This is a genomic window from Paenibacillus sp. FSL M8-0212, from assembly GCF_038004645.1.
In the GTDB taxonomy this organism is placed as follows: domain Bacteria; phylum Bacillota; class Bacilli; order Paenibacillales; family Paenibacillaceae; genus Paenibacillus.
This window is the reverse complement of record NZ_JBBORP010000001.1, coordinates 4,293,134-4,312,971: the sequence shown is the minus strand read 5'-3', so window position 1 is coordinate 4,312,971 and position 19,838 is coordinate 4,293,134. Positions and strand designations below refer to the sequence as shown.

General features: G+C 46.6%; 18 protein-coding genes. 9 read left to right on the top strand and 9 right to left on the bottom strand.

Annotation, left to right across the window (positions count from 1 at the left end; genetic code table 11):
- The first annotated feature begins 214 nt into the window (after positions 1 to 214).
- From MKX68_RS19045 to MKX68_RS19025, 5 genes are all read left to right on the top strand, one after another.
- Entirely contained in the window at positions 215 to 991 is a 777-nt protein-coding gene (locus tag MKX68_RS19045) for an ABC transporter ATP-binding protein (RefSeq protein ID WP_340913691.1), read from the top strand.
- A complete protein-coding gene (locus MKX68_RS19040; RefSeq protein WP_340913689.1) occupies positions 991 to 1,857 on the top strand; it encodes an ABC transporter permease in 867 nt (288 codons plus the stop codon). Before MKX68_RS19045 ends, MKX68_RS19040 begins: the two co-directional genes overlap by 1 nt.
- 34 nt (positions 1,858 to 1,891) lie before the next feature.
- Positions 1,892 to 2,923, top strand: a complete 1,032-nt coding sequence (locus MKX68_RS19035) for an ABC transporter substrate-binding protein (protein WP_340913686.1) — start codon at positions 1,892 to 1,894, stop codon at positions 2,921 to 2,923.
- 191 nt (positions 2,924 to 3,114) lie between these two features.
- Positions 3,115 to 4,491 (top strand): amidase, encoded by a 1,377-nt coding sequence (locus tag MKX68_RS19030; protein ID WP_340913684.1) that lies wholly within the window; start codon positions 3,115 to 3,117, stop codon positions 4,489 to 4,491.
- Between the two features lie 19 nt (positions 4,492 to 4,510).
- The gene (locus tag MKX68_RS19025; protein ID WP_091027950.1) at positions 4,511 to 4,897 is read left to right on the top strand and encodes a RidA family protein; all 387 of its coding nucleotides are present in this window, start codon (positions 4,511 to 4,513) and stop codon (positions 4,895 to 4,897) included.
- A 99-nt stretch (positions 4,898 to 4,996) separates the two neighbouring features.
- On the opposite strand, the gene MKX68_RS19020 is transcribed toward MKX68_RS19025, so the two are convergent.
- Complete coding sequence (locus MKX68_RS19020; RefSeq protein WP_340913681.1) at positions 4,997 to 7,054, bottom strand: methyl-accepting chemotaxis protein; 2,058 nt, start codon at positions 7,052 to 7,054, stop codon at positions 4,997 to 4,999.
- Positions 7,055 to 7,293: 239 nt separating this feature from the next.
- Here MKX68_RS19020 and MKX68_RS19015 point away from each other — a divergent pair, with 239 nt between their 5' ends.
- A complete protein-coding gene (locus MKX68_RS19015) occupies positions 7,294 to 7,698 on the top strand; it encodes a hypothetical protein (protein WP_340913679.1) in 405 nt (134 codons plus the stop codon).
- 25 nt (positions 7,699 to 7,723) lie between these two features.
- Positions 7,724 to 8,149: a hypothetical protein gene (locus MKX68_RS19010; RefSeq protein ID WP_340913676.1), complete on the top strand. Its 426-nt coding sequence runs from the start codon at positions 7,724 to 7,726 to the stop codon at positions 8,147 to 8,149.
- A 154-nt stretch (positions 8,150 to 8,303) separates the two neighbouring features.
- Here the strand turns inward: MKX68_RS19010 and MKX68_RS19005 are convergent, their stop codons facing one another.
- Entirely contained in the window at positions 8,304 to 9,467 is a 1,164-nt protein-coding gene (locus tag MKX68_RS19005) for an iron-containing alcohol dehydrogenase (RefSeq protein WP_338588210.1), read from the bottom strand.
- A 97-nt stretch (positions 9,468 to 9,564) separates the two neighbouring features.
- On the opposite strand from MKX68_RS19005, the gene MKX68_RS19000 reads away from it, so the two are divergent.
- Positions 9,565 to 10,521 carry a phosphotransferase family protein gene (locus MKX68_RS19000; protein WP_340913672.1) on the top strand — a complete coding sequence of 319 codons (957 nt, stop codon included), beginning with the start codon at positions 9,565 to 9,567 and terminating at the stop codon, positions 10,519 to 10,521.
- A 178-nt stretch (positions 10,522 to 10,699) separates the two neighbouring features.
- Here MKX68_RS19000 and MKX68_RS18995 read toward each other — a convergent pair whose 3' ends face one another.
- The 4 genes from MKX68_RS18995 to MKX68_RS18980 all read right to left on the bottom strand — a co-directional run bounded on the left by MKX68_RS18995 (position 10,700) and on the right by MKX68_RS18980 (position 15,605).
- A complete protein-coding gene (locus MKX68_RS18995; RefSeq protein ID WP_340913668.1) occupies positions 10,700 to 11,578 on the bottom strand; it encodes an amidohydrolase family protein in 879 nt (292 codons plus the stop codon).
- The gene (locus MKX68_RS18990; RefSeq protein ID WP_340913665.1) at positions 11,565 to 14,732 is read right to left on the bottom strand and encodes a GNAT family N-acetyltransferase; all 3,168 of its coding nucleotides are present in this window, start codon (positions 14,730 to 14,732) and stop codon (positions 11,565 to 11,567) included. The genes MKX68_RS18995 and MKX68_RS18990 overlap by 14 nt, the downstream gene beginning before the upstream one ends.
- A gap of 238 nt (positions 14,733 to 14,970) precedes the next feature.
- On the bottom strand, positions 14,971 to 15,306 hold the full coding sequence (locus MKX68_RS18985) for a type II toxin-antitoxin system PemK/MazF family toxin (protein WP_340913662.1): 336 nt from the start codon (positions 15,304 to 15,306) through the stop codon (positions 14,971 to 14,973).
- The gene (locus MKX68_RS18980) at positions 15,303 to 15,605 is read right to left on the bottom strand and encodes an AbrB/MazE/SpoVT family DNA-binding domain-containing protein (protein ID WP_017687001.1); all 303 of its coding nucleotides are present in this window, start codon (positions 15,603 to 15,605) and stop codon (positions 15,303 to 15,305) included. The genes MKX68_RS18985 and MKX68_RS18980 overlap by 4 nt, the downstream gene beginning before the upstream one ends.
- A gap of 396 nt (positions 15,606 to 16,001) precedes the next feature.
- On the opposite strand from MKX68_RS18980, the gene MKX68_RS18975 reads away from it, so the two are divergent.
- Positions 16,002 to 16,607 carry a DedA family protein gene (locus MKX68_RS18975; protein WP_340913660.1) on the top strand — a complete coding sequence of 202 codons (606 nt, stop codon included), beginning with the start codon at positions 16,002 to 16,004 and terminating at the stop codon, positions 16,605 to 16,607.
- Positions 16,608 to 16,811: 204 nt separating this feature from the next.
- Here MKX68_RS18975 and MKX68_RS18970 read toward each other — a convergent pair whose 3' ends face one another.
- The 3 genes from MKX68_RS18970 to MKX68_RS18960 form a co-directional block, all read right to left on the bottom strand.
- The gene (locus tag MKX68_RS18970; RefSeq protein WP_340915447.1) at positions 16,812 to 18,011 is read right to left on the bottom strand and encodes an MFS transporter; all 1,200 of its coding nucleotides are present in this window, start codon (positions 18,009 to 18,011) and stop codon (positions 16,812 to 16,814) included.
- Between the two features lie 306 nt (positions 18,012 to 18,317).
- Positions 18,318 to 19,355 carry an ROK family protein gene (locus MKX68_RS18965; protein WP_340913658.1) on the bottom strand — a complete coding sequence of 346 codons (1,038 nt, stop codon included), beginning with the start codon at positions 19,353 to 19,355 and terminating at the stop codon, positions 18,318 to 18,320.
- Between the two features lie 199 nt (positions 19,356 to 19,554).
- Positions 19,555 to 19,824 (bottom strand): hypothetical protein, encoded by a 270-nt coding sequence (locus MKX68_RS18960; protein WP_340913654.1) that lies wholly within the window; start codon positions 19,822 to 19,824, stop codon positions 19,555 to 19,557.
- Between the last annotated feature and the right edge of the window lie 14 nt (positions 19,825 to 19,838).

Sequence of the window (19,838 nt, the reverse complement as noted above, 5' to 3'; positions counted from 1 at the left end):
CGTTCTTTTGTTTTCTTTTCATATTCAATTCATGTTCAACCTTCATTTGTGCATTTTAACTGATTTAATTCTATTTTTATGTTCAGAGTAACTAATGACAATGATGCAAACAGTCTATATGATTAGGAATATATTCATTAATGTCATGTTAATTAACATCAATTTACATCAATAAACGAACTACCATCAGGCTGTAGGAAAGGGGCTACCTATCATGGCTATACAGATACAAGGCGTATCCAAATCATTTGTCAGTGCAACCGGAGAAGATATTCAGGTCCTGGCTGAGGTTTCGATGCAAATCAAGAAACAGGAGTTCTTCAGTATCGTGGGACCGAGCGGCTGCGGCAAAAGTACGATTTTTAATATTATCGCAGGTCTGCTTAAGCCAACAAATGGCAAGGTTATCGTCTGTGGCGAAGAGATCGATCAGACCACCGGGCATGTCGGTTATATGATGCAGAAGGACCTGTTACTTCCTTGGAGAAGCATCCTGGACAATGTCACGTTAGGCTTGGAAGTGAAGGGGATGTCCAAAAAGGTTCGCAGCGATATTGCCATGGATTATCTGGATCGATATGGCCTGGCTTCATTCGCAGGAGCCTATCCCTCCACACTATCAGGCGGTATGCGCCAACGTGTAGCCCTCATTCGTACCCTCGTTACCCAGCCCGATATTATATTACTGGACGAACCCTTCTCCGCACTTGATTATCAGACCAGACTCATTCTGGAAGATGAAATCTTGTCTATCCTAAAATCCGAGGGCAAGACAGGCGTCCTGATCACGCATGACATTGAGGAAGCCATCGCCATCTCCGACCGCATTGCCGTTATGAGTAAAAGACCAACGACCGTGAAGCAGGTGTATGACATTGGTCTCGCCTCACAATATGGCTCAGCACTGAAAGCCCGCTCCGACCAGAAGTTCAAGCAGTATTTTGAATCGATCTGGTCAGAGCTTGATATCCAAATGGGGAGGATCAGCTAATGAAGAGCACATCACCTGAAATTACCCTTGCCGTAAAGTCTGCTGGAGTTGCGAAGAGCAAACGCAGACAGTCCACCTTCTCCAAAGAATGGCTGATGACGATGCTGTGGCGGTTCATTATTGTAGCGGTCATCCTGGTGATCTGGGAATCCGCCGTTCGCTTAGAAATGGTTAACGGATTCCTCATGGGGTCACCAAGCGCCATTCTTGATGCCGCCATCACGATGGCCAGCTCAGGGCAACTGCTTACAGACGCGTTTGCAACGGTGAATGCCACCGTTATCGGCTTCGTAGCCGGAAGCTTAATCGGCTCATTGGCAGGACTGCTCATGTGGTATTCCAAGTCCGTTGCCCGTGTGCTCGATCCATTCATTGTAGCGATGAACGGTATTCCGAAGATCGCACTCGCTCCCATGATTATCATCTGGTTTGGTTCAGGCATCTTCTCCAAGATTGCTTTGGCCTCCGTAGCAACATTTATCGTAGCGCTATTATCCGCCTACCAAGCAACTCATCAAATCGACGAATCCCAGATTAATCTGATGAAATCCTTCGGTGCAAAAAAATCACAAATTTTCCGCAAAATTATCGTTCCTTCCTCTCTGCCATGGATCATCTCAGCTTTCCGTATCAATATCGGTTTGGCATTGGTGTCTGTCGTAGGTGGAGAATTCATCTCTTCTGACAAAGGACTTGGACATATGGTATTTGTCGAAGGCAACCTGTTCAACCTTCCGGCCGTGTGGGTTGGCGTGTTCATGCTTATGCTGGTCGCCATGCTCCTCTACACCTGTGTCGGTTATATCGAATCCCGTCTCCTTCCATGGAATGACAACAAGACCAGCAGCAAATCCACATCTGTATAGCTGACCTACAACGATTAAAGGGGACTGATGACTAATGCGTACATTCAAAAAGATAGCTATTCTAGCAGCGATGACACTTCTATTGACTACACTGCTCAGCGGGTGTGGCAGCAATGCCACAACACCTGCGAGTGGTGCAGGTGCATCTAATAGCGGGGGGCAAGCAAATACACAGGTGGACAAAATTATGGTGTCCGAGGTGTATCACAACCTGCTCTACCTTCCCTTGTATGTAGCGAACAACCAAGGTTTTCTAAAGGAGAATCGCATTGAGCTATCTTCCATCCGTGCTGCCGGAAGTGGTCCAACAGCATTGTCTTCGGTGATCTCAGGCGAGTCTGCGTTCTCCTTCCACGGTCCTGAGCATGTCGCATTTGCTAATGCAAAGGGCGGAGATGCTCGCTCACTGGTCCTTCTATCGGGCAGTGCTCCAGTATGGGCAGTTGCACGAGAAGGAGTAACCGTGAATTCAACAGCGGATTTCAAAGGTAAAACCATCGTTGTGGGCTTGGCACCTACAAGCTCGAACAGCTTACTGCGGAAACTATTCGCTGACAATAACATAGATATTGACAAGGATGTGACGATCACTGAGGTTCAGAATGGCTCCGAGCTTGGTGCTGTATTAGCCGGCAAAGCCGATATTGCTATCGTTTACGAGCCTCAGCTGGATCAAGGCATTGCAGAAGGGCTGCATATCGTCCATGATTTCACGAAGGATTATCCTGACTTTGCCTTTGCAACGATGAATACAACCGCAAGCTTCATTGAGAAGAATCCTGATCTCACCCAGCGCTTCGTCACCTCTATTGAGCAAGCTCTGGAATATATTCAATCGAATCCTGAAGGCGCAAAAGCAGTTGCCGTGAAGGAATTTCCGAATCTGGACAAAAACGTCGTGGAGCAAGCGGTACAACGCATGATCGACAGTAAGGTATATCCTGTGGAGGGACTTATCAATGAATCAGCATTCGAGACCGCAATCGATATGCAACGCTTCATCGGCAATCTGAAGGAAGACCTCGCTTACGAGGAGATTATCGATTCAAGCTTCACCACCAAATAGAGAGAAAGGGTGATTACTCTGAACCAGGACGACTATCTCACACACCGCCGTACAGAAAGCGCCAAATATGCGGACGGAGTTATTACAAGCGAGGAACTTGCCCTATTTACAGCGGACTTGGAGCTGATTCGAAGCTTCAAGTTGCCAGAAGAAGTAGGTCCCAATCCCCCGCATAGGAGAGTGCCTCTGCGATGATTACGAAACCACTTAACGAGCTGACGATTGCTGAATCCGCAAAATTGATTAAAAACAAGTTGATATCTCCTGTAGAGCTTACAAAATCCTATTTGAATCGCATTGAGAAAGTAGAACCTGCTGTGCAAGCCTTCGTTACAGTCACCGCTGAACAAGCCTTGCAGGCAGCAAAAGAGTCTGAGCGTAAGCTAATGAATGGCGAATATCTCAGTCCTCTGCATGGCATTCCATATGGAGCCAAGGACATTATCCATACGGCTGGCATACGCACCTCGGCTGGGTCAAGTACCTTTCCTGACTTCATACCCGGATCGAATGCTACTGTAATTAATAAGTTGCAAGCTGCAGGCGCTATTCTGCTCGGCAAGACAACAACGACGGAATATGCCTTCCAGGGAGGAGAACCACCAACCCGCAACCCGTGGAATCTAGAACATACCCCAGGCGGTTCCAGTTCAGGCTCCGCCGCTGCTGTAGCGGCCGGCATGGCCTCCTTCACACTCGGGACACAGACCTTTGGATCTCTGCTCAGACCCGCAGCTTACAACGGATTAACTTGTATGAAACCCACTTACGGCAGGGTTAGCCGTAACGGTGTCATCACAGCCAGTTGGAGCCTGGATCATATTGGCGCCTTTACTCGATCCGCCCAAGATAACGCAATCGTTCTGGAAGCGATGGCCGGGCAAGATGAGCTGGACTCCTTCACTCTTCCTTATGGCAAGCCAGATTTAACAAACGCTCTTGAGCATCCTATTTCAGGAATGGTGATCGGTCTGCCGAGCAACTTCTTCCAGACTGATGAACCCGCGATCTTGTTAGCGGTGGAGTCGGCAATCGCTTTACTTGAGAAGCTGGGCATGCAATGGAAGAAAGTTGACCTGCCTTCTTATATGGAAGAAACCATTGCTGCTCATCGTACGGTAATGCGGGCAGAAGCTGCCGCCTTCCATCAGGAACGCTTCGCGGAAGCCTCTGATCGTTACGGCCACACAATGCGGGAACAGCTTGAGCTCGGCTACCAGACGAGTGCCGTTGATTATTTGCAGGCACAACGCATCCGAACGATATTCCGGAGCGAGATGATGATGATGTTCGATGAAGTGGATGTGTTATTGACTCCATCAACACCACATGTAGCTCCACATGGATACAAGACAGGCAGCCCGATTTTCAACGGACCGTTTACCAATACAGGTCTACCGTCCATCACCGTACCCATCGGGTTTGATACCACCTCAGGGAAGCCATTGCCTATCGGCATGCAGCTTGCCGGTCCACACATGAGAGAAGACCGCTTGTTGTCCATCGCTCATCATTATCAGCAGGCTACAAACTGGAATCAGATAACACCGAATATACACACTCATTAGGAAAGGAATGACAGCTACGATGTCTACCATCATACATGCAAGTGCAGCACCCAAATTCCCGCTTCCTTTCTCCCATGCTGTCCGCGCAGGAGATTTGGTCTACGTTGCAGGTCAGGTAGGCGTTGATCCACAGACGCTTGAGCCTATCGGCGGCATTAAGGAGCAGACTGAGCAGTGCATTCGTAATATTGAGGTGATCCTTCAAGAAGCCGGACTTACACTCGATCATATTGTGAAGGTAACCACTCATCTGGCCCGAGTCGAGGATCAGCCCGAATACAACGAAGTGTATGCGCGAATGATTAAGCAGCCCTATCCCGCCCGTATTACCGTATTTAGCGGGTTAGGCCCTTATTTAATTGAAATGGAAGTGCTGGCGTATGCGCCTTCCGTCCGAGGAGAGTAACACATCACCAAAGAGCACCTGTAGCCATAGATGGGTACAGGTGCTCTCTTTGTCTAGAAACCCGGTTCTCTTTTGAGAAATCGGTTTCTTTTCGTATTCCTATTTTGTTTTGAAGCGAGATGCTTCTTCGGCAAGTTGTTTGGTCAGTTCATCGATTCTCTGCACCATATCTGTCAAATGTTCCGTCATGCCGGACTGTTCCTGCATTGTTGCTGTGACTTCCTCAACAGAAGCCGACACCTCTTCACCGGAAGCGGACAAGTTCTGTGCAGCTCCAATGACGTCATCCTTATCACGTTCAATGGATTCGATCTCAGTGGCAATAGCCTGAACCTGGCTCATCATCTCATTCATATTCTCGGTGACAAAATTGAATGTCTCCTTGGTCTGGCTAACGCTGCTCTTATGCTGTTCCGCAATCGCTTCAATAGCCTGAACACTTCGGTTATTCTGCTCCACGTGATCAATGGTCTGCATCACAATTCGGTTGATATCCTCCGATTGAGCTGTTGTCTGCTCTGCCAGCTTGCGAATCTCGGAAGCAACCACGGCAAAGCCGCGCCCTTGCTCACCTGCTCTTGCGGCCTCAATCGAAGCATTCAACGCAAGTAATTTCGTCTGATTTGCAATTTCGGCAATCGTACCGGTAATCTGGTGAATGCCCGAGGAGCTTTCAGCGAGTTGGACTGTAATTTTGGAGATGTTGCCAACTTCAATCTCGTTCTGCCCGTTCACCGCAATGAGTGCATCAATAACTTCATGATTATTTTTGAATGCATCCGTAATTTCATCTGCCTTGAACTTCACTGCCTGCGACATCCCATTCACGTTGGCAATCTTGTTACCAACATTCATGAATTTATCCACAATGGCTCCCGTATCGTTCGCCTGGGACTCCATGGCTCGTGAAATCTCAAATGCTGTTGTCGTTGTTTCGGCAATCGTGGTCGAAGTTTGCTGAGTGGACTGTTCCAGCTCGGATGTACTTGTTTTCAGGATGCCGATGGAATGGTTCATGCTGGAGATCAGCTGTTTATTTCCTGCTGCCATGGTATTGAAGCTGTCCACCAATTGTTTGAATTCTCCGCTATATTTACCTTGAGCCTGCACCGTCAGGTCGCCGCCCGCAAGCTGTCTGAACAACACGGTTAGTCTTGTAATTGGTCTGGTTACCAGCAAAGAGATCAGGATACCCGCAACGACGGAAACCGCAATAGCACTAAACAGAACAATATACATCTGTTTTGCCATCGCACGCAAAGGCTTCTGCACATCGCTCAGTTTATCTTCAACAACGACGGTCCAGTCGGATCTTGGGATTTTGGAGTAATACGCCACTTTCTCATCTGTGCTAATATCCCCTTGCTGTAGATCAGCGCCAGGAGCAAGATCTATCAATGATTGGTATTCGCCGGACTCCATCTTCTGGCCTGCCAACTTCTCATCCGCTGAATCGTAGATGACCGTACCTACACGGTCCAGAATGATCACTTTTCCCTCATCATTAATATTGATATTTTGTAGCTGATTAACGAAGAACGAGGTGGATGCCGCAGATACGAGCACTCCCTGTACTTCTTGATTCTCATTGTAGATTGGCATGGCAAAAGCCGTACCAAGTTGTCCTGAGGACTTGGCTACAATCCCTTCACTAATCACGTTTTTACCCAGAATCGCTTCTTGGAAATATGCCCGATCTCCGCGTTCTGCCTTGATAACTGCCGGATCATTCGCTGCAACAATAATGCCATTCCGATCCAACAAAATCAGACTGTTGTTACCTTCCATACCTGCAAGACTGTCCGCGAGAATACCACTTGCCTTATCCAGCAGTTCATTGTTTTCCGAGAAAAAGTTCTCACCTTCCTGCCCATCCGTATTCCGAATCTCTAGCAGATCCCGGAAGGTACGATGTGTTGTAATCAGAAAGGTGGACTGTTCTTCCAAACTTAGTGAAGCATACAAACCTGCCCCCACCCGGTCCGAGGTTGCCTTAATTTCATCTTTGCTTTTGTCGAGTGTAATAACTGCCGCTACGCTGTAACACACTACCGCAGTTACCGCCAGTACGATACACACCAGCAGACTGATCATAAGTGGCAGTTTGACTCTGAACGACATGTTGCGCATGCGTTCTCTTGCCTTGCTAAATACCATGATTACATTCACCATCCATTTTCATTTTCGTCATTATGAAGTCCAAATTCTATGTATCTACTTTATATCGGTCGATATCAAATAATCTGTAAGCTGTTTCCCCAGTTATACTAGGTCAAAGGCCACTGCAAACGATTGGAAAATGAAGACTTTGGGATAATACAAAATATGACATCAACATCGTATAATATATGAAATACATATCGCGCAGGAAGAGGGAAAACGCATTGAATCCGAAAATGCCTACTTTATTAAATGTTATCCGTGCCCTGTTAGGGGTACAATCCATTTTCATTGGGATTTCCATGACATTCCTTATTGCAGATCTATTCCGTAATAGTGCGGATTACTCCGCGTTTCCGCTATCTGATCAGATCGCCTATTTTACAAGTATCGGGCTCCGTGTACTCTTGGTTCTGGTTCCCCCAATTCTGACTATCGTATTTATCTCCAAACGAAGTTATAAGCTAACAATTACATTTATGAGCCTGGCCTTATTTTTTGGCGTTGTTTTCTTTCAGAATTTTCTCGTCTTGCTGCACATCTTTATGTTGCTTACGCTGCTGCTCCACAAGCCCAGCAAGGTGTATCTGAAGCAGGAAAGCTCTCGGGAAGAATACAACCAGAAGAATCTGCGGTTATAGGTTCGAAGAGAATAGGAGAAGTGATATGGTAAAAACAGCATTACCTACGCTATTAAATGTCGTGCGCATTTTATTAAGTGTAAAACTAATCTACGTGATTGTGTCCTTCATTGTGTTCCTCATTGACTTCAACCAGAATATGGAGGCCTATCTGGGTTTCTTACGCAAAGGAGATGATCTGGCTTACGCCTCTGGCGTAATCTCAGCCAGAATGTTGTTTATCATCGGTCCCAGCCTGCTCGCTGTTATATTCATCACCAAAAGAAAGTTCAAGCTCACCGTGACGTTTCTGAGTCTGGCGTTATTCGTTGCCATTCCGAATGAGAGTAACCTGTTTACCCTGATTCATCTCTTCGCCCTGCTTATCGTGCTCTTGCATCGTCCAAGCAAGTTGTATCTGAAACGAAAGGATACCCCTGTCAATGAAGCCGTAGTTGAACCGAAGAATTAATTCGAAAAGAGAATCACATGACATTGAAGTCCAAAAAAAACGGTGGAGAGTACACGATATGATGTCATAATAAAAAACAAGGACGTTCCTAAGTAATACAGGAAGGTCCTTGTTTAATGTGAATTAATATACAAAGTGATTGTGAGATTTACAATTACAGTGCAGCTTGATAAATTTGTACTACATCTTCACGCTGCAAGTTTTTGAAGAATCCGAACGGACCAAATCGCATCGCTTTATCAGCCATCACATCAATCTGGCTGTCGTCGATGTCATAGTCCGCCAGACGGCTAGGGGCACCAATTGAAGTCCAGAATGTACGCAGCGCTTGAATGCCTTCTTCAGCAACTTGTTTGTCCGACTTTCCAGCAGGGTTGATATCAAATACATTAACAGCCATACGTTTGAATCGATCTACATCCACATCCAGATTATGTTTCATCCAGTGTGGGAAAAGGATCGCAAGGCCTCCCCCATGGGGAATGTCATACACAGCCGACACGGCATGTTCAATATTGTGAGAAGCCCAATCTCCGGCAAGACCCATATTCAGGACATCGTTAAGCGCCATTGTTCCACAGTAGAGAATGGTTTCGCGCAGTTCATAGTTTTCTGGATCTTTAATCAGACGAGGGGCCGTATCAATAACGGTACGAAGAATCGTCTCACAGAATCCAAGCTGAACCGGTGTATTGGTATCCAGATGGAAATAATGTTCAAACACATGAGACATCATGTCCACCATGCCGTATACCGTCTGATCCAGTGGTACGGTGTATGTGTACTCCGGATCAAGAATGGAGAACGCTGGGAAAGAATACTCGCTGAACCATGCCCATTTCTCCTGCGTGTCCTGATTGGTTATTACTGAACCGTTGTTCATCTCGGATCCTGTCGCTGCCATCGTTAGAATTGTACCCAGTGGAAGTCCGCCTTCCGGGGTTGCTTCACGTACAACAACATCCCACATGTCTCCATCGTATTTGGCTCCTACTGCGATGGCTTTAGCGCAGTCAAGTACACTGCCGCCGCCAACCGCAAGAACCAGATCAATGTTATGTGTTCTACATAGCTCTACACCCTTATGAACCGTTGATAGACGAGGGTTCGGTTCGACACCGGCCAGTTCCGTAACCTCTGCTCCGATCTCATTCAACTGGCTGATTACCTGATCGTACAGCCCGCTACGTTTGATGCTTCCACCACCATATACAAGCAAAATACGTTTTCCGTATTTTGGAACTTCGGTTTGTAGTGCTTGAAGTTGCCCTTTGCCAAAAATCAGCCGGGTCGGATTGTAAAACTGAAAAGATCTCATAACGTATGTTCCTCCAAAGAAGTCTGAAATTTTGTGCATCCACCATTATAGTTCTCTTTATTCGTAAAAACAAATACAGGCAAGAAGGAGATAACCGATGAGTATGGAGTCTGTCACATTACAACATTTAATAAAACAAACCATTAATCAATTTGTATCCTCGGATATTCACATTCAAAGTATCAAAAGTAACCCTATTGGTGCGGGATCTCAAGCCGTTGAATTGCTTCGCCATCATATTGAATTCCTTATAAATGGAGTAAAAAGGGATATTTCTTTCGTAACAAAGAAGGCCACGTTCATTGAACAAACTGCCTTGTCCAGATTATTTTTACAGGGCGCCAATGTACCCTATAGTCTATCAAATGAAGTTCATACTCAAGATCGCAGTCTGATCTGCATTCAAGATGTGGATTACCAAACCGATTATAGTCATCTGGATATAGACCTGCTTCAGAATAAAGAATTACAAGCACTGGCTTACATACATGGAACGAATATGGGGTCGAAAAAAGAACTGCCCTGGATATCTAATGTGGATCGATCTCATATCATCGAAATGATGGAAAGTCGCTGGAGACCTTTGTGGAACACTGCCATAAAAAGTCCATCATTCATTGAGGAATTCGGATCACCGCTCATTTCGGAAATTGAAACTGTAGCAAGTAGTATTGTAGATGATCTTGGAACTCTCATTGAGGATGAACACACACATACGATGATTCATAATGATCTGAATCCTGGCAATGTATTGGTGCACAACAATGAGGATGTTTATTTTATCGATTGGGAGGAAGCAAGGTATGGCTCCCTGTTCTTTGATATTCCTCTGCGCTGTACACATCTGAAACAAGTTGAGATCTATCGGGAGGCCCTAAGTTCTCACGGATACGATATTCCACAAGATCAATTCGAAAAGTACTTCTCCTTAGCATCCCGATATCTCGGGATCCGTTATATGAGTTGGAACCTTGGGGTTTGGCAACACTCCCCCCAAGCCAAAAACGACTTAAAAAAGTATATGAAAATGGTGACTGAACCTTTGTTCTCCTGATCACTTCATTTCAGATTAGACGTAAGATGAATTCACTGTCATCCTGAACCCAAAAAGCTCCTGCCAGCAAAGTGGCAGGAGCTTATACGGCAGGAATTCAGCGTGAACATCGCATGCTTTCTTGAATGACCTACACGGATGATATTCCCTCAAATATTAAAGTTTCATTATTTACGTTCTAACCCAGATCGGCAATCCGCTGTCCAATTCGCGGAAACAGCCCAAAGGCATTCTCGTAGAACACCTTATCATGATGCTGCTCCGGTACAAGTCGACGGACAAATTCGGCATACAGATCGATGGGTGCAAGCGGCCAGTCGGTGCCAAACAGCATCTTCTCGTAATGATCCGAATAGACCAAGGCCCGGCGGAAATGATCCATGAACAAAGGTTCGTTCATGAACCGTTCAAAATGAGGCCGATCCCCCACCACAAGACCAGATAAATCCGCGTACACGTTAGGATTCTTCGCCACCACTTCAGCTGCATCCATTACCCAGGGATCACCCAGATGACAGATCATGAAGTTCACACCGCGCTGCTGCAAGGCTAATTCATCCACCGTCAGTGGATGCGAATACTTGAGCAATCCATTCATGGAGTACGTGTCACCCGTATGAATGACAACAGGCAAGTTGTACTTGGCTGCGAGTTCATAGACCGGGGTATAGATTTTGTCATACACGTAGTGATGATAGTATCCGGCATAGAGTTTGATTCCGGCTACCTCAGGGGATTGCAGTCTAGCTTCAATCCGGTCAAGCTCGTCCTGAGCATTTTTTCCATCCAACGCATTAGGATTAATACCCACGCATTCCATGAGAAATGACGGAACCTTTTCCTCCAAATCAAGCCCCATCGGGTTAGGAGAACTGGAATCCGGGAACGCTCCCTTCGTCTGCTCCGTAACCCCCATTCCGATACCCATAATAACGTCGTTCTTATCAAACTCCGCTTTAAGACCAGCGGCAGAGTAATCCACTTTGGACAGATCAATCGCTGTTTGGTGAAAGCTGTCGATGTCCGACAGGTGAATATGAATATCAATAATCGGCATGTGAAGCCTCCTTTTCATTGGTAGAAGTTGCAAAATTCAGTTTTAGAAGGTCATGCACATCCGCTGAACTCAGCGGGATTGGTCCCAGAACCAGATATGTCGGCTCCGTCCAGACCGTCTCCCCCTGCTGGAGTGTCAGATGATGATGTACATTCAGACCCGTCACCTGATTATTGGCAAACCCCCACGCACTCTGATTCGGGTAACGATGGACCGCATGCAGCATGTTATCACGCGAAACCGATCCGACTCGCAAAACGTCTTCAAGTGGCAGGCCCACATCCACCTTGCCTAATGGGAATCGATCTTTACCCGGTTGTTCAATCCAACCTTCCGCAAATACAGAGGATGGCTGGAGGAAACGTTCCTCCGCAAGCGAGTAATTCGTCAGTGTCAGGCCACTTTCGTTTGTCACGGCAAGCAGCGTGCAGAGCACAGGAACACCGGGCAGCATCAGATAATGCTGATGGATCGTGATTCCCCGATTCGCTTCATGCTTCTCAATTCGGGTGGTCAGCTTTATGCCTTTCCAGACGTTGCCGTATTGGTCCTTGTGCTCTGTCCAGGAAGCGGCTCTCTGTTCCAACTGGCGGCTGAAACCATTCATGCCTGGAATCCCCACACCCAGCCCGCCGTACCACGGATTCCACCACGAGCGTGGAGCCGGTTCAGGGTACGAGCTGTCCAGCCATTCTTCTCCTGCAACTTTCAGAGAGTGTACTACACTCCCGAAGTCAGGGGCAACGGAGATCGACAATACTCCATTGTCTACGGTGTACACTGGTCCAGGTGAACCTTCTTCAATTATCTGCTTCACCTCTGTTTTGCTCTGCGGGAACCAAAGGGCAGTTCGCTCCTGAATCCGATCTTCGCCCCGATATAGCCCACGAACTTTCCAACCACTCACGTGCTGGTCTCGGTCCCCTTCGTCTGGTGAAAATGTCAGCTTGGCGGAGTTTAGATTGTGCTCCGGATTGAACTCCTTCGCATTTGCCATAACCTCCGATTCGCCACCCTGCTGTACATACAGCTCCAGCTTGCCCGCAAGCGGAACCAGTTTATGTTCAGTCAACGTTGCTTGCAGCACGTCTGGGGCAAACGGATTCCCCTCACTCAGTGTCAGATCCAGATGACTGTCCAGCAACGGAATGACCGGGTTACGCTGTTTTCGGGCAAACGCACGGAAATCCGACCATTTGGCAAACGTGTTCAGGGCAAAAACCGTTTCCTTGGTTTGTGCCACAGCCCCAGCCTCCAAACGTCCAAGCTCATGCTGCAACCCCAGCGTGTATTCCGGACGAAGCAGCTTCAGAGAAGGGTCCCAATAGATGCCGCACGCGCCATACTCTTCCTTGCAAAACAGCCAGTTTTCCGTAATCTTCGAACTGTCCCAATGACTCGGATCTCCAGCGTAAGAATCCCCCATATCCACAAAACGGCCTTGGTACGGTAGAATTAGCTGGTTTCCGTAGAAACCGAAGTTATTCATCAGAAACAGGTCTTCTTCCCAGGCGGTGTCTCGTGTATTTTCAACCTCGTGGTGGAATTCGGCGACTCCATTTGCAGACAGCTTGACCACGGACTTGATCTGCAAGCCAGGGAAATCCTCCGAGTCATACAGTGCTTCAAGAACCTGACGTTCACCTTCGGGATAAATATTCACTTCTTTTGCTTGTTTCTTGGATAACTCTTCGGCAAACGGCTTACCCAGCTTCGGATAAGTCCACCAGAACGAATGACGGGAACCCGGATATTCAATCCACATGTTATTATCTTGTTTGCTCATATGAAGAGAGAATGCGCCATTAACAGCCACCCATTGATCCTCAATCTGCCCGCCATATTTCCCTTCGATTCCCTTCATCAGTACAGAAATTTTGCTTGTAAAAGAGATTGCATGGTTCCCCACTGGGACAGCCGTCACTTCTACTTCTTGGGAATAGAGACCATATGAACGCAAGGTGAAAGGCACCGGCACAGACATTTTACCTTTGGCTGGCACCGTAAAGCGCACCGCACGCTCCGCCCATTCAAGGAATTCATCCTCTGGCAGGTCCAAGCTGAACTCCGTTTCTGCATCCACATTATTTTCCACGTTCAGAACCAACTCAGCCGGGACGCCTGGATAGAGTTCCTTCACAGGCAGGATAGTCTTGATCTTGGCCGGGAATTTCGGGGCAATACCTAACCTGAACTCCGCTTTCTTACCGCCGATCAACCAGGTGCTGGCAACCACGGGATGAGTCTTATTGTTATTCTGTTCCTCTGTAATTGGATCAACGTGAAACTCACCTTCCACGATGATGGTTTCTCCCGGAGCCACTGCTCGTGCAACGTCCAGCGCAAATCGAATGTTTTTGTTATCCTCACCCTTGATCTCGACTGCCAGTTCGGACGCAGAAGTGTTTTTAATGCGATAGCGAACCTTATAGCTTGAACCGAAAACCAGATCATGATCGTCGACCTCTGTTGAGATCTCGTAATCCGGTGTTTCGAGGGCAGTCAGCCCGCGACCCGACTTTTCAAATTCAGCCCGCAGGGAGACATCTCCCTTTTTCCACGTGTAGTCAAAGAAATCAAAACCGCGCTCCCGTCGGCCATCCGGCTCGATCACGAGTTCACGCGTGCTGTCTGCATACCAATCCAACTCCTCGAAATAAGGAGCGAGTGCTTCGGTCTGCAAGATGGTAGGGATGAAATTCATCAGATGCACATTATCATCTTTTTTCTCCCAGAAGAATCCGCATTTCTTGTACATCGGTACAGCCTTTGTATTGCCTGCCCAAGTGAACAGATCCAGGCGAGGCCATCCGGCCTCCACGGTCTTGCGCACAGCATTCAGGATCAGATTACGTCCAACTTTATACCCGTGATAGTCGGGGCGTACGTTAAGTAGCGGTACATATAGCGCTCTCTCGTCATAGCGGTAATGAGCAAAACTGCAGAAGCCAACAACCTCTTTCTCATGAACGGCTAGAAATGCATAAAGATTGGACGAACTCTCCATCTCACGGCGAACTGTTTCCTCTGTTCTAAGGTTGGTGCCACCTCCCCAGCTTTCGTTACTACGGTTCCACATATCCGCGAGTGCGGCAGCGTAAGAGGGATTGTATTCAATGATATGGATTTGGTCGGTAATCGAAGTTACGGTCATGTTCTGATCTCCTTCTCTTTATGTACAGGATGGTGAAGAAGCTAGTGATAGTCTTATCATACTATAAATGGAAGCATTTTCAGAGAATTAAAAATCTTTCTTTCCAACTTATATGTGCCTTTCGGAAGCTCTTGTTAGAAGCGTCAAGGATGGACGAATCTATTTAGGCATGAAAGAAAAAATCCACGTCTTTTAGTTAGACGTGGATTTAGGAATATGATCAGCTACTAATTTTCAATTATGCCAATATAGAACGGACATTGCGTAGAACTGATTTCATAAATTCAGAGGTTGGTTCGGCATGCCCCGCAATTTGGATACGTCGTTGCCGCACATCAAGACTCTTCAACTGATCCGTCAAAACAACACCTGAAAATGGCAGCTCTTCTGGTAGTGTAACTTCAAAAGGATAATCCTTGGCTTGGCTCGTTATGTGACATACAACGGCAAAACCCGTTATTTCGTTGAATTCAAGTTCCGATAGAACAATAGCCGGTCGTCTCCCGGCTTGCTCATGACCCGCTTGAGGATCAAAGTCAAGCCATATCAGATCGCCTCGCTTGGGAATAATCAAAGTAACTCGTTCCCTTCAGTGCCAAAGTCTATTTCTTCATGTCTTGTATCCTGTTTCACTTTAGAGAGCAAAGTCTTTAGATGGTTACGTAGTTCCTCATTGGACTCTACAGGCTTGGTTTTTGGACGCAACAACAATTCATTATCTTCTGTCACCAAAATCTCGATTTCCGATCCTTCTTCCAGATTAAGACGCTTAAGCAATTGGTTAGGAATGCGAATTGCACTGCTATTTCCCCATTTGCTAAGTGTGGCTGTAGTCATGGCAATCCCACGCCTTTCGTTTGATTGATGCTCCAATTATACCTCACCCCCCTACAGTTGTATATCTATATGATATACATGAAACAATAAAAGGATACATTGTATTCAACCATAATATGGATCTGGTCGATAATCGAAGTTTCGGTCATGTTCTGATCTCCTTCTCTTTATGTACAGGATGGTGAAGAAGCTAGTGATAGTTTTATCACACTATAATTGGAAGCGTTTTTAGATGATTATATCATTGCCTGGTATCCGCTTCTGTATTAAGTGTCAATGAATCCATGCCTTATGTACGGGTAAACATATTGCCGCAGTGTGTCCTGAAATGGCCTTTCATGTGAACTTTGACAAGCTCTATTCGCTATTGTTACTCTTTGTACAGGAGTGTTTCTTTTATATATAAAAAAGATAGATTCATGGAGGGAAAGCATGACAGAATGGATCACGCAATTTATACTCTTTTTTAAAGATTTGTCATACGCAGGTCTGGTCATTGCCTTGTCGTTTGAATTCGTACCTGCTGAACTTGTACTGCCCATGGCGGGATATTGGGTGTATCTGGGGGATATGAAGCTTTGGCTGGCTATACTCGCCGGTACCGTAGGTGGAACGTTTGGACCTCTGACGTTGTATGCCCTGGGACGATATGGCGGCAGACCGATGGTCGAGAAATACGGCAAGTATTTCTTGATTCGCCCCCACCACCTGGACGCTTCCGATAAGTTCTTCGAAAAATATGGTAGCGGGGTAGCTTTCATTGGACGTTTTGTACCCGGCATTCGGACGGTGATCTCCATCCCTTGCGGTATGGCGAAGATGAATGTGTTTAAATTTAGTATCTTTACATTCTTGGCCATGCTTCCGATCACCTCATTGTACATCTACTTAGGCTTCAAATTAGGCTCTCAATGGGAGCATGTGGATGAGATTGTTAAGCCTTATATCATTCCGGCAGCGGTGGTTTTCTTAGGTGCTTTTGGTTTGTATGTGCTTTTGAAACGTTGGAAAAGAAGAACGGCTTTGAACAAGTCATAGGCTTGCTGAGGAAATGCGGACTGTATAGTAGAGTAGCTGGTATATGATGAAAAAAAAGCTTACTCTACATGGCCTGTGGTTATGATTTGTTAAGATACTAGTGATAGATGATATACCGTACTAATCTACTCGTATATTCATATGCAAAGCCCCACCGATCATAGCGATCAGTGGGGCTTTATCAGTTTAATTGATTTTTGATTTCTAAATCAGTTCCTGCCTTCTTTTCAAATACACATACAACACTACTCCCGATGCCGCACAGATCACAGCACATAAACCGATGAATCCATATCCCGCCTGAAGTCCGCGCAGCAGTCCCAACTGAGTCGTTGAACCGTACAAATTCTTCACGCCCTCAATCACCCAGCCAATCACATAGTTACCAATGACACTACCAACCCCCATCAAGGTAACCGTGAACGTAATCGCGGTGTCACTGCCGTTCGGATATCTGCGTGCGATAAACGCCATAACTGTTGGATAGATCATCGCTATACCAGCGCCAGATATCGCAAAGAAAATCGCAAGTCGTTCTCCCCCTGCAAGCGCCACGAACGTACATACTCCCGAGAAAGCCGAGAACAGAATCAATGACAATACAAATCCGATTCGGTCCGTCAATGGACCAAGCAGCAGACGTCCCAGCGAGAAGCTGAGGAAGAACGCAGACAGCAGCCCAGATGCTTTGACTGTGTCCCAGGTGTAGGCTTTCTCCAGAAAGTTAACGAGCCAACCCCCAACCGCCAGTTCCGATACCACGCCAAAAGAAAGAATGAGCACCATCAGCCAGATGGCTGGATCACGTGTTAGCGTCTTGAGTGAAGTCCGATCTTCATGAGGAAGATCATCCCCCGGAAATTTACTGCGCAGCGCCGCAATGATCGGCAGCATACAGAGTGACAACATCACGAGATACATTCCTCGCCAGTCCAGTACGTGTCCGAACACGCTCAACGACATCACCCCAGTCGCCAGCAAAGGCGCTACCGTTGAACTTAACCCATAGAAGAAATGGGACAGGTTCATCATCGTACCTGTGTTTTTCACAAAGATCCGAGCACCCAGAATCGCCAAGGCAATCTCCAGCATGCCGTTACCGATGTACATGAAGAAGTACGATGAAGCAAAGAGTGGATAGTTATGAGACATGTAAATGAACACACCCGAGAGGATCATTGATGCAAACGATATGATGCTAACCGCCTTGATGCCCCATTTGCGAACCAGAATAGCCGTGAAGGAGCAGGCGATCAGGTAACCCAGTGCGTTCAGGGATAATAAAGTCCCGAGCTGTTTCTCATCCAGATTAAAATCAAATTGAATGCGCGGAATGGCTGGCCCCTTAATATTTTCCGATATGCCGAATACGATAAATCCCAGAAAAATTGTTGCCAGTTGCATGGCGTACAGCTTATTGAACTTTCGTTTGTTGCCTTGTGTACCTGCTTGCTGATTCAAAATAAGTTCCTCCATTGTGTTCAGGAAAATGATTGCACGTTATAACTACGATTGCAGTACCATCTTCCGACCGCTGTTATCCCTGTATTTTTTGAATCGTTCCTAAAGGTGAAAATACAGGGATAAAGGCGTTCTTCAGATTGGTTCTGCCCTCTCCGTTATCATGTCAATGATTTGTACATATGAAATAGGAAACATAGTTAAGCATTATTCCTAAAAATAGAATACTTGTAAAAGTTCCTTTGTCCTTTACCACTGCTTCTCAATCACCTGAATGCGGTAGGTCAGGCTCTCCAGTGTAACAGCGACTAGTCCAGTCACATACTCGCGCCGAGTGTCTCTTTGGATGATCAACTCCGGCATATGCTCCTGTGGGATCAGGTGATCCAGACAGCCTTGTAACAGGTCATCCCGCATAGCCGGGTCCATTGTATCACCAGTAACGACAATTGCTGCCGGGTTAATAATCGCAATGATGGAGATCAGCGTCTTTGTGACGAGTTCCTGCAACCCTTCCGTCGTTTTTAACATGCGCAACTGCTCTTCCCGTGACACGCCAAAAGGTAAAAAGGACACCTCGCCCCCAAATTGCGTATTCCCGGTCAGCGGACGGCCATCAATGATAAAACCTGCACCCGGAAAATGGTTCTCCGGAAACGTAACTACCGCAAAGTTCTTCTCTTCCTCAAATTGCTGCTGGTTGTAAAGTCCGTAAACGGTCAAGTTCATGTCGTTGCCAATGACCACTTCCACGTCTTCATATTGCTCCTTAAGCCTTGGGCCGAGTGGCTGATACATTAGCTCCGGTACGTCACAGATCCCAATAACGCCGTTGTGCGCCACCCCAGGTATACCAATACCAATCGCCTGCACATTGTGGTGTTGTTCGATCAGATTTGAAATTAGATCCTCTACCACCGGGACATTAATCTCATCCAAAATGAGCGTCTGTTCGTCCGCCATCTCTCCGTTCAGATTGGCATATGTATGTGTGATCGAGTGAATGCCGCCCTCTGTTCGAATAATCAGGCACAGTACGCTGGCGTAGCCTGCATTAAATTGATACCGACTCGCCGGTCTCCCCCCGCTTGATTCGTCTGGACCCAGATCGATAATCTCACCGGTCTGAAGCAACTCGTTCAGGATCGTGCCGCATGTCGCTACGCTGAGTTTGGTCAGGTTCGCAATGGAAGCTTTTGTGCCTACGCCCATGGATCGGAGCGTATTCTTCACCAGTTCAACGTTAATGCGCTTCACCTGTTGGGTGTTGTGTGATGTGGGTAACATGCTTAGTTATATGCCTCCTTTCGTTCATTTCGAACCATTCAATGAATGTTTTTAAAAGTGTTTTAATAATTGAAGTGTAGGGGGATTTGGGAGGAAAGTCAATGCTAAATTGGGAGCAAAAACCGTTTGGATTGGAAGACAAAAAGACAGTGCAAGATCATCTTGTGTGATCCTACACTGTCCTTTAGTTGAGGTGGTTTTATGTAGACTGGCTCATTTGATTCGCTAAGATGCTCTTCTCCAGTCGAACTTCAAATAACTTTCGGTTTAGATCCTGTTCCATGGCATGTAGGTGATATGCAGCCTGTTTCACGGTATCCATCTCTAGCACACCTGCCTGCTTTGCGATGATGTCCATGGCGTCTAGGATGAGTTTGTTGCATGTGACCAGTTGGTCGACGTAATCATTTTCTTGTTGGGCTAGTTGTGTGTACTGCAAAGTTAAGTCGTCGCTGTTGGTACTTGTCATGTCATCTCTCCTTT